The 10,710-nt window shown below is 74.4% G+C and carries 7 protein-coding genes; 6 read left to right on the forward strand and 1 reads right to left on the reverse strand.

Annotated features, from left to right (window positions below):
* The 6 genes from infB to HCN52_RS16880 all read left to right on the forward strand — a co-directional run.
* On the forward strand, positions 1-2,298 hold a 2,298-nt coding region (gene infB / locus HCN52_RS16855; protein ID WP_168089282.1), incomplete at its 5' end, for a translation initiation factor IF-2.
* An 86-nt stretch (positions 2,299-2,384) separates the two neighbouring features.
* On the forward strand, positions 2,385-2,678 hold the full coding sequence (locus tag HCN52_RS16860; RefSeq protein WP_168089283.1) for a DUF503 domain-containing protein: 294 nt from the start codon (positions 2,385-2,387) through the stop codon (positions 2,676-2,678).
* Positions 2,679-2,722: 44 nt separating this feature from the next.
* Positions 2,723-3,241 carry a 30S ribosome-binding factor RbfA gene (rbfA, locus tag HCN52_RS16865; RefSeq protein WP_168089284.1) on the forward strand — a complete coding sequence of 173 codons (519 nt, stop codon included), beginning with the start codon at positions 2,723-2,725 and terminating at the stop codon, positions 3,239-3,241.
* A complete protein-coding gene (gene truB / locus HCN52_RS16870; protein ID WP_168089285.1) occupies positions 3,241-4,155 on the forward strand; it encodes a tRNA pseudouridine(55) synthase TruB in 915 nt (304 codons plus the stop codon). Before rbfA ends, truB begins: the two co-directional genes overlap by 1 nt.
* A 451-nt stretch (positions 4,156-4,606) precedes the next feature.
* The gene (locus tag HCN52_RS16875; RefSeq protein ID WP_168089286.1) at positions 4,607-8,275 is read left to right on the forward strand and encodes a serine protease; all 3,669 of its coding nucleotides are present in this window, start codon (positions 4,607-4,609) and stop codon (positions 8,273-8,275) included.
* 36 nt (positions 8,276-8,311) lie between these two features.
* Positions 8,312-9,307, forward strand: coding sequence for a bifunctional riboflavin kinase/FAD synthetase (locus tag HCN52_RS16880; protein ID WP_168089287.1), 996 nt, complete (start codon positions 8,312-8,314; stop codon positions 9,305-9,307).
* A gap of 153 nt (positions 9,308-9,460) precedes the next feature.
* Here HCN52_RS16880 and HCN52_RS16885 read toward each other — a convergent pair.
* Positions 9,461-10,710, reverse strand: a 1,250-nt coding sequence (locus HCN52_RS16885; protein WP_168089288.1) for a MinD/ParA family ATP-binding protein, incomplete at its 5' end; no start/stop codon positions are given.

The following is a 10,710-nucleotide window of genomic DNA, read 5'->3' on the forward strand; positions in this document are numbered from 1 at the left end:
GGCCAGGGCGGTCCCCGCCCGCAGGCGCCCGGCGGCGGTCGTGCGACCCCCGGCAACATGCCGCGTCCGCAGGCACCCCGTCCCGGCGGCGGCAACCGCCCGAACCCCGGCATGATGCCGCAGCGTCCCGCTGCCGGCGGTCGTCCCGGCGGTCCGGCCGGCGGCCGCGGTCCCGGTGGTGGCGGTGGCCGTCCCGGTGGCGGCGGTTTCGCCGGCCGTCCGGCCGGTCCCGGCGGCGGTGGCCGTCCCGGTGGCGGCGGCTTCGCCGGTCGTCCCGGCGGTCCCGGTGGTGGCGGCGGTGGCCGTCCGGGCTTCGGCGGTGGCCGTCCCGGCTTCGGTGGCCGTCCCGGTGGCCCCGGTGGCCGCGGAGGAACCCAGGGCGCCTTCGGTCGTCCCGGTGGCCCCCCGCGGCGTGGTCGCAAGTCGAAGCGGCAGCGCCGTCAGGAGTACGAGGCCATGCAGGCCCCGTCGGTGGGCGGCGTCATGCTGCCGCGCGGCAACGGTGAGACCGTGCGTCTCTCCCGCGGCGCGTCGCTGACGGACTTCGCGGAGAAGATCAACGCGAACCCCGCCTCGCTGGTGCAGGTGATGTTCAACCTCGGTGAGATGGTCACGGCGACCCAGTCGGTCTCCGACGAGACGCTGCGACTGCTCGGCGACGAGATGAACTACACCGTCCGCATCGTGAGCCCGGAGGAGGAGGACCGGGAGCTCCTGGAGTCCTTCGACATCGAGTTCGGCGAGGACGAGGGCGAGGAGGAGGAGCTCGTCGCGCGTCCGCCGGTCGTGACCGTCATGGGCCACGTCGACCACGGCAAGACCCGCCTGCTCGACGCGATCCGCAAGACCAACGTGATCGAGGGCGAAGCCGGCGGCATCACCCAGCACATCGGCGCCTACCAGGCGTCGACGGTGGTCAACGACGCAGAGCGCAAGATCACCTTCATCGACACCCCGGGTCACGAGGCGTTCACCGCCATGCGTGCCCGCGGTGCCAAGTCGACCGACATCGCGATCCTCGTGGTCGCGGCGAACGACGGCGTGATGCCGCAGACGGTGGAGGCGCTCAACCACGCCAAGGCCGCCGGTGTGCCGATCGTCGTCGCGGTCAACAAGATCGACGTCGAGGGTGCCGACCCGGCGAAGGTCCGCGGCCAGCTGACCGAGTACGGGCTCGTGGCCGAGGAGTACGGCGGCGACACGATGTTCGTCGACGTCGCGGCGAAGCCCGGCATCAACATCGACGGGCTCCTCGAGGCCGTCGTGCTGACCGCCGACGCGACGCTGGACCTGCGGGCCAACCCCAACCAGGACGCCCAGGGCATCGCCATCGAGGCACACCTGGACAAGGGCCGCGGCGCCGTCGCGACCGTCCTGGTCCAGCGCGGCACCCTGCGGGTCGGCGACACGATGGTCGCCGGCGACGCCCACGGCCGCGTGCGGGCGATGCTCGACGACACCGGGAACAACGTCGAGGAGGCCGGCCCGTCCACGCCGGTCCTCGTGCAGGGCCTCACCAACGTGCCCGGCGCCGGCGACAACTTCCTGGTGGTCTCCGAGGACCGCACCGCCCGCCAGATCGCCGAGAAGCGTGCCGCCCGCGAGCGGAACGCCGCCTTCGCCAAGCGCACCCGTCGCGTGTCCCTCGAGGACCTCGACAAGGCGCTGAAGGCCGGTGAGATGGAGCAGCTGAACCTGATCATCAAGGGTGACGCCTCCGGTTCGGTCGAGGCGCTGGAGTCGGCGCTGCTTCAGCTCGACGTCGGCGACGACGTGGAGCTGCGGGTCCTGCACCGCGGTGTCGGTGCGGTCACCGAGACCGACATCGACCTGGCGACGGGGTCCGACGCCATCGTCATCGGCTTCAACGTGCGCGCCGCCGGGCGGGCCACGCAGATGGCCGAGCGCGAGGGTGTGGACGTCCGCTACTACTCGGTCATCTACCAGGCGATCGAGGAGATCGAGGCGGCCCTGAAGGGCATGCTGAAGCCGGAGTACGAAGAGGTGGAGCTCGGCACCGCCGAGATCCGCGAGGTCTTCCGCTCCTCCAAGCTGGGCAACATCGCGGGTGTGCTCATCCGCTCCGGCGAGGTCAAGCGGAACACCAAGGCCCGCCTCCTGCGCGACGGCAAGGTCGTCGCGGAGAGCCTCAACATCGAGGGGCTGCGGCGCTTCAAGGACGACGTCACCGAGATTCGCGAGGGCTACGAGGGCGGTATCAACCTCGGCAGCTTCAACGACATCAAGATCGACGACGTCATCGCCACCTACGAGATGCGGGAGAAGCCCCGCGGCTGACGCCGTAGAGGTGACACCGCGCCCGGGGGGCCGGTCGACGGGAAATCCGTCGACCGGCCTGCCCGGGCGGCACTACGATCACCCGCATGTATGTGGGAACGGCCTCGTTCGACCTGCTCCTGGGCGATGTCAGGTCACTGAAGCAGAAGCGATCCGTGGTCAGACCCCTCGTCGCCGAGCTGCACCGCACGTACGCGGTCAGCGTGGCGGAGGTGGGGGACCAGGATCTGTACCGCCGCGCCGAGGTTGCCGTCGCGGTGGTCTCGGGGGACGCCGGTCACCTCACCGACGTCCTCGACCGGTGCGAGCGGCTGGTGGCCGCCCGGCCGGAGCTGGAGTTGCTGTCCGTCCGACGGCGGCTCCACGGCGACGACGACTGACCGTCGTCGCCCGCACGGCATTCGCACGAGAAGGAGACGTGACCGTGAGCGGCAGCGCGCGCGCCGACAACCTGGCGAAACTCATCCGCGAGGTGGTCGCGCAGAAGATCCAGCGGGGGATCAAGGACCCGCGGATCAAGAACCACCAGGTCACTGTGACCGACACCCGCGTCACCGGCGACCTGCGGGAGAGCACCGTCTTCTACACCGTGTACGGCGACGACACCGCTCGCGCGGAGGTCGCAGCGGGGCTGGAGAGCGCCCGCGGCATGCTCCGCACGGAGGTGGGGCGCGCCGCGGGTATCAAGCACACGCCCAGCCTGGCATTCGTGCCCGACGCCCTGCCGGAGAACGCCCGCGCGATGGAGGAGCTCTTCGACGCCGCCCGGGCCCGCGACGCCAAGCTCCGCCAGGAGGCCGAGGGTGCGCAGTACGCCGGCGACCCCGACCCCTACGGTCGCAACCCGGCCGACGAGGTGGACGAGGCCTCCGAGACCGACGAGGCCCCCGAGACCGACGACGGCCCCACCGGCGGTGAACGGGGCGGGGACAGCGCACGCTGATGGCCCGGCAGAGCACCGGCCCCGACGGGCTCCTGGTCGTCGACAAGCCCGCCGGGTTCACCTCGCACGACGTCGTGGCGAAGCTGCGCGGCATCGCCCGGACACGGCGCGTCGGCCACGCGGGCACGCTGGACCCCATGGCCACCGGCGTGCTGGTGATCGGCCTGGGCCGGGCGACCCGGCTCCTCGGCCACCTCGCGCTCACCGAGAAGGAGTACCTGGGGACCGTCCGCCTGGGGCAGGCGACCGTGACCGACGACGCCGAGGGCGACGTCGTCTCGGCGTCGGGCGCGGCGGTCGTGGACCGAGAGGATCTGGCCCGCGAGGTCGCGCGCCTCACCGGTGACATCCTCCAGGTGCCGTCGAAGGTCAGCGCGGTGAAGATCGACGGCAAGCGCGCCTACCACCGGGTGCGTGAGGGCGAGGACGTGGAGATCCCGGCGCGCCCGGTCACCGTCTCCTCGTTCGCGGTGCACGACGTGCGGACGGCGACGGCGGAGGACGGCACGGCCGTCACGGACGTCGTCGTCAGCGTGGTCTGCTCCTCGGGTACCTACATCCGTGCGCTGGCGCGGGACATCGGCGAGGCGCTGGGCACGGGGGGCCATCTCACGGCTCTCCGGCGTACGCGGGTCGGCCCCTACGGGATCGGTGGTGCGCGCACCCTGGAGCAGCTCCAGGAGGAACTCCTTCCGCTCCCGTTGGCGGAGGCCGCCGGTACCGCCTTCCCGCGGTGGGACCTGGACAGTCGACGGGCCGGCCTGCTGGCCAACGGGGTCAAGGTCGACATGCCCCCCGAGCTGCCGTCCGGGCCCGTCGCCGCGCTGAGCGCGGACGGCAGTCTGGTGGCGCTGGTCGAGCGGGACGGACACCGTGCCCGCATTCTCGCCGTTCTCGCTCGGCCCGGCAGCTGACACCGAAGGCCGGGCGGCATCGAAGCGAGGCAGTGACCGGGCGGGGGGCGCGCGTCGGCCCAGGTGAGGGTGGCGGGAGCGGGAGCGGCCGGAGCACGGTGCGGCTCCGGCTGTCCGGCTGTGGCGCGGCCGCGTGGCTTCCGCAGGCGTGGCGTCCCCCGCGGGTGCGGCGCTTCCCTGCCGTTTCAGCGACGCGGCCGCGCGCCGGCCGGGGATGCCTGGGGCCGGCTGGGTGGAACGCCCGGTGGATCGGGGGTGACGAGCACAGCCCTCGTCGCGGCGGTGTGACGATCACCTCGGCCGGCCGCCCCGTGTCCCGCCGCGGTCACCCGATCGGGGGGCGCGAAGGTGCCTTCTCGCGGCGCACATCGCCCTGCTGTGGTGAACGGCGGGCAACTTCCGGGGCTCTGGGCAGAACCTCGCGGTACCCGACCCGCAGGAGGCGATCACTGTGGCAGAGCCCCACCCCGCCGACCCCGTGCTGCTGCCGGCCGTCCGCGACCTCGCGGGCCGCCCCCGGGGCCGTGGTTTCCTCGCCGACGACCACGGCACCGTGATCACCAGTCATGAAGCGGTCGACGGCCTCGCCCGGGTGGTGATCCACCCGGAACACGGCGCCCCCTGCGTGGTCCCCGCGGCCGATGTCACGCCGCTGCCGGAGTGGAACCTGGCACTGGTCCGCGTCCCGGGGCTCACCGGGCGCGCTCCGCTGCTCATCGGCTCCGCACGAGCCGAGTGCGACCGGACGCCCGTCCGCATCCCGCTCGACGCGTGGGCCGAGTCGGTCGTCACCGGAGCCGGCCCCGCGACCTACACCGCCACCGACCGCTTTCACCCCCTGCCGTGCGTCCTGCGCCTGGACGTGCCGGAGCCCCGCACCGTGCGACTCCGGCTCAACCACGAGGTGACGGGCGGCCCGGTGCTGGCGGTCGACACCGGAGCGGTGGTCGCCGTCCTCGGCACAGCGCTGCACAGCGGGGAGCACGGCGGGGCCTTCGCCGTACCGCTGCCCGAGGCGGCCGAGGCGGAGCCCGACGGCCCCCTCGCCGCCGTCCTGCGCCGGAACGCGCTGCTGGTGGCCGGAGACGGCGCCGACCTCAACACCGCCGGTGCCCTCGCGATCTGCTCCCGCACGCTGCCGCCCCGCCGCCCGCTGCCCGCCGCGGCCGCTGCCACCCGGCGGCCCGAGGCAGCAGCGGCGCTCAGGGAGTTCGACTCCTCCGACCGCACCGTGCTCGCCCTCGTCGGCCCGCCCGGGACGGGACGGAGCACGGTGCTGGTCGCGCACACCGCTCACCGGGCCGCCCCGGAACGGACCGCGCCCACCGTGTGGCTGCGCGGCGCCGACCTCGAGGCTGGCGACCGCGGCATCCGGGACGCCCTGCGGCGCACGCTGGCCCGGGCGGCCGCAGCCGACGCGGGAACGCTGCCCCGGCCGTCCGGCTGCGCGCCCGCCCCCGCGCAGGTCCCGGACCCCGACGTGCTGGCGCGCGTGGCGCGCCGCTCGGGACGCTCGCTCCTGGTCGTCGTCGACACACCCGAGGAGATGCCCGCTGCGCTCGTCCCGGACCTCGCGCACTGGGCAGCGGCCTCCGCGGCCTGGCTCCGCGCCGCCGGCGCCCGGCTCGTCATCGCCTGCCGCCCGGAGTTCTGGGAGCACGCCGGGGGGCACTTCGCCGCCGACAGCCTGCGCGGCGGGCCGGCGCCCGCGGCGGCGGCCGGTATCGCGCTTCCCGCCTGCCACTGGCTCGGGGACCTGCCGCCGGTGCAGGCGACGGGGGTCCGGGAGGCCCTCGGCCTCGGCTCCGCCGTGGACCCCGCGGAACGACGACATCCGCTGTCCCTCCGGATGCTCGCCGACATCCGGGCTTCGCAGCACAGCACGGGACGCGAGCTGGGCGCGCCCGACCGGCAGCAGATCTTCGCAGCCCACCTCGACCTCACGGCCCTGCGGGTCGCGGAGCGGTTCCGCCCCGACCTCAGCGGGACCGCGCTGCGCCGGTTGGCAGCGCAGGTACAGGCGCGACTGCACGAGGCGGCACGACAGTCCCTCGGCCCCGTCGTGCTGCCCCGTGCCGCCTTCGAGCTGCTCTTCCCGACAGCCGACGGCTGGGCAGCCGCCGTGCTCTCCGAGGGGGTGCTCGCCGCGGCCGGGCCGGCCTACCGGTTCACCGACGAGGAGTTCGCCGACTGGCTCCAAGGACGCCACCTCGATCTCGATGCCACGCTCGACCACCTGCTGACGGCGCCCGAACCCGATCCCGCCGCGGACACACCTCCGCCGGTTCCCCGCCACCGGATCGGCCCCGTCGTCTTCGCACTGCTCCGAGCCGAACGGGAACTCGGCGCGGAGTCCCTCCGCCACCGGTTGCACCGACTGCTCGACGCACTCGCCGCACTCGGTACCGCGGCCCCGGAGATCGCCCCCGACCCGCTCCCCGAGGCCCCGGCCTCCCGGAGCGGGGCCCCGAGTCCCCAGACTCCGGCCACCACCGTCACCGGTCGCGACGTCCGGTGGTGGTGCGTCCACCTGCTCGGAGAGACGCTGCTGCGACTGCCGGACGCGACCGGCCAACGCGACGCGGCCCGACGGCTCGCCGCTCTGGTGGGGGATGGGCGGACCCCGGCCGCGGACTTCCCCGGCCCGTTCTGGCGGCGGATGCGGTTGAGCACGGCGGACCGCCTCGAGTTGCTGCGGCTCGCACTTCCGGCCGGCGGACCCCACGAGGACGATCCCGAGGCACCGACTGCCACCGCCGCGCCCCGTGCCGCGGCGCGCGCACGGAACTCCTACGCCGCGGCGGCCGGTGAGCTGCTGGCGACCGACCCGGACGGCGCCCGCCCCGTGCTCTGCCGATGGCTCGCCGACGATCGAGTGCTGCCGAGCGGCAGCGCCCCGAACGACGCCTCCCCGGCGGGCCCGGGCACCACCATTGCCGACGTAGCCCACCGGCTCCTCACCGGCAGACGGAGTGCCGCGCCCTCCGCTCTCGCCGATGCCCTGGTGGACGAGGGCCACCCCCGGTGCAGGGCGCTGCTGGCCGACCTCGTGCGGCTCGACCCCGCCGGCCTCTGCGAGGCCGTGGTGCGATGGTCGGCGGACCCGCTGCCGGAACGTCGCCGTGCGGCGGCCGACCACCTGGGCCTCCTGGATTCCGCCGTGCCGAAGGGGGCCTCCGCCCCGCGCGACCAGTTGCGTCGTGCCGCCCGCAGGTTGGCCCGGCACCAGGACGAACCGAGGCTGCGCGCGGCCGCCTACCGAGTGCTCGTCGGTGATCCGCTGACCCGCGGCGGGTACCTGCCGGAGGCGCTGGCACACCTGGTCCGGTACGCCGACGGCAGCGCGGGGGACAGCGCACTCGCCTGCGCTGTCGCGGCGGAAGCACACAGCGCGCCCTGCCGGGTGCTGGCGGCCTTCCGGCTCCGGTTGCACCAGTCGGGAGCGGACCCGGCCACCGCCGCGACCACCCTGGCAGCCCTGGCGAGCATCGGCACGCCCGCCCTCGCCCGCCCCGTGGCCGCACTGGTGGCCGAGTTCGCGACGCTGCCGGCGCCCCATGCGGCCCAGACCGTGGCGGCCTTCGTCCGAACCCGGCTGGCCCAGGGCGATGCCGCGCGCGCCACGCTGACGGCCCTCGTGGAGGCCCTCGGGCGCACGGCGGCCGCTGCTGTGCGGGCCGCCGTGGCCCGATCACTGGTGGAGGTCGACACGGCGGACGCCGCTTACCTGGCACAGCTCGTGGTCCACCCGGGGCGGCGGCCGACTCTGTCGGCACCGGGCCCCGGAGCCGGAGAAGCCCGGTCGGCGCCGACCCCTTCCGGCGCCGACCTCGTGCCGTGCGCGCGTCCCGGCGCCGCAGTCGATGCCCGCCCCGTGCCCCACCCTGCCCGAGAACGGACCGCCGCTCCGGTCGGCGGGGCCGGGCCGTCCGCAGCGGCCCCGCTCGGCGGCGACGCGACTCCCGTACCGCCGGCCGACGCGCCCCGGGTGCCGTCCGCCCGCCGCGCCGACCGCCTCGACCACACCGCGCTCGAGGGGATCGTGCTCCCGTCGGAGGCGGCCGGCCCGCCGCACACCGGTCCCCGCCGCGTCGAGGCGCCGGACGGCCGGTATTTTTGACGCGGCAGTAGTGCGGGAGACGACGAGGAGATACCGGTGCGACGCTGGCGCGATTTGGCCGACATCCCCAGGGACTGGGGGCGGAGCGTCGTGACGATCGGCTCCTACGACGGGGTCCATCGAGGGCATCAGCTCATCATCGGGCGGACCGTCGCCCGTGCGCGTGAACTCGGTGTCCCCGCCGTCGTGGTGACGTTCGACCCCCACCCCAAGGAGGTCGTGCGCCCCGGCACCCACCCGCCGCTGCTCACCACCCACGCCCATCGTGCGCGGCTGATGGGCGAGCTCGGGGTGGACGCGGTGCTGGTGCTGCCGTTCACCGACGAGTTCTCGCAGCTCTCCCCCGAGGACTTCGTGGCCCGCGTGCCGGCCGGATCGCTCCACGCACGCACCGTGGTCGAGGGGCCGAACTTCCGCTTCGGCCACCGCGCGGCCGGCACCGTCGAGACGCTGCGCGAGCTGGGCCCGGTCCACGACTTCGACGTGGAGGTGGTGGACTTCTACACCCCGACGGCCGAGAGCCGGGGCGAGGACGGCGCCCCGGGCGAGGACAACCGTTACTCCTCCTCGTCGGTCCGGAGGCTTGTCGCCGAGGGCGACGTCGGTGCGGCAGCCGCGATGCTCGGCCGACCGCACCGCGTGGAGGGCACCGTGGTGCACGGGGCGCAGCGCGGCCGTGATCTCGGCTACCCGACCGCCAACCTCGACACGGTGCCGTACGCGGCGATCCCCGCGGACGGCGTGTACGCCGGATGGCTCACCGTCGGCGCCGCGTCCCTCCCGGCAGCCGTCTCCGTGGGCACCAACCCGCAGTTCGAGGGCACGGCGCGCACCGTCGAGGCGTACGCCCTCGACCGCGACGACCTCGACCTCTACGGTGACCACGTCGCCGTCGACTTCCTGGCGCGGCTGCGGGGCCAGGAGATCTTCGACTCACTGGACGCGTTCATCGAGCGGATGGCCGGCGACGTGGCCCGCAGCCGGGAGCTCACCGCCGGTACCGCGCCGACCGTCCCCGTGGACGACGACTGACCCGGGGCGCCGCGCGGTGGCCTCCCGACGCCCCGTCGTGAGGCGCACCACCCCGACGAAGAACGCGGCCTCGTGCGCGCAGCAGCCGCCCCGTCCCGCCGCACGGGGCGGAAGGACGGGGCGGCCGTGCCGCCGCGCTCGACAGAGCCCGGGTCACTGCCCGGGCGGCCGGTGCCAGCCCGGCCCCGCCTGGGGCGGCCGACCGTATCCGCCCGGCTGCTGCGGGGGGTATCCGTAACCGGGCTCCGCGGGCGGGTAGCCGTACCCGCCCGGCCCGCCCGGCGGGTACCCGTAGGCCGCGCCGCCCGGAGTGCCACCGCCGGGCAGCGGGGGCGCCATGTGCGGCGGCATCGAGCCGTCCGGTGTCCACAGCCCCTGTTCCTGCTGGGCCCGGGTGAAGTCCTCCGCGATCATCGCGGCGAGGTCGAAGTACGCCTGCCGCGTCCTGGGCCGCATGAGGTCGAGGTCCAACTCGGCGCCCGCTGCCAGGTGCTCGTCGAACGGCGCGACCACCACTCCGCGGCAGCGGGTGCGGAAGTGCGCGACGATGTCCTCCACCTTCACCATCCGGCCCGTCTCCCGCACCCCGGAGATGACGGTGACGCTGCGCTGCACCAGGTCGCCGTACCCGTGGGCGGACAACCAGTCCAGCGTGGTGGAGGCGCTGCTGGCTCCGTCGACGGAGGGTGTCGAGACGATGATGAGCTGGTCCGCGAGGTCCAGGACGCCCCGCATGGCGCTGTAGAGCAGTCCGGTTCCCGAGTCCGTGAGGATGATCGGGTACTGCTTCCCCAGCACGTCGATGACCTGCCGGTAGTCCTCGTCGTTGAAGGTTGTCGAGACCGCCGGGTCCACGTCGTTCGCGAGGATCTCCAACCCCGAGGGGGCCTGGGAGGTGAACCGGCGGATGTCCATGTAGCTGTTGAGATAGGGGATCGCGCTGACCAGGTCGCGGATGGTCGCCCCCGTCTCGCGTCGCACCCGGCGGCCGAGGGTCCCGGCATCCGGGTTGGCGTCGATGGCGATGACCTTGTCCTGGCGCTCGGAGGAGAGCGTCGCGCCCAGCGCGGTGGTGGTCGTGGTCTTCCCCACGCCTCCCTTGAGGCTGATCACCGCGATGCGGTAGCAGGAGAGCACCGGGGTGCGGATGAGCTGCAACTTCTGCTGGCGCTCCGCCTCGGCGGCCTTGGCTCCGAACTTGAAACGCGAGCTGGGGCGGCTCGCCGGCTGCGACCGCTGCTTGTTGCGTCGCTTCTCCTGGAGGAGGCGATCCGAGGAGAGCTCCACGGAGGCCGTGTACCCCAGCGTTCCGGGCTGCGGGGTCGACTGCTGCACGGGGCGGCCGGCCGCCCCGTGCGGCGCTCCCTGACCGGCGACCCCGGGGGGCGCGGGCGGCACCGGCC

It is taken from the genome of Streptomyces bohaiensis (assembly GCF_012033785.1).
Lineage (GTDB): Bacteria > Actinomycetota > Actinomycetes > Streptomycetales > Streptomycetaceae > Streptomyces > Streptomyces bohaiensis.

Bases quoted from the DNA above. Each gene is read 5' to 3' on its own strand.
- HCN52_RS16860 (WP_168089283.1), top strand. From the start codon at position 2,385: ATGTATGTGGGAACGGCCTCGTTCGACCTGCTCCTGGGCGATGTCAGG.
- truB (WP_168089285.1), top strand. From the start codon at position 3,241: ATGGCCCGGCAGAGCACCGGCCCCGACGGGCTCCTGGTCGTCGACAAG.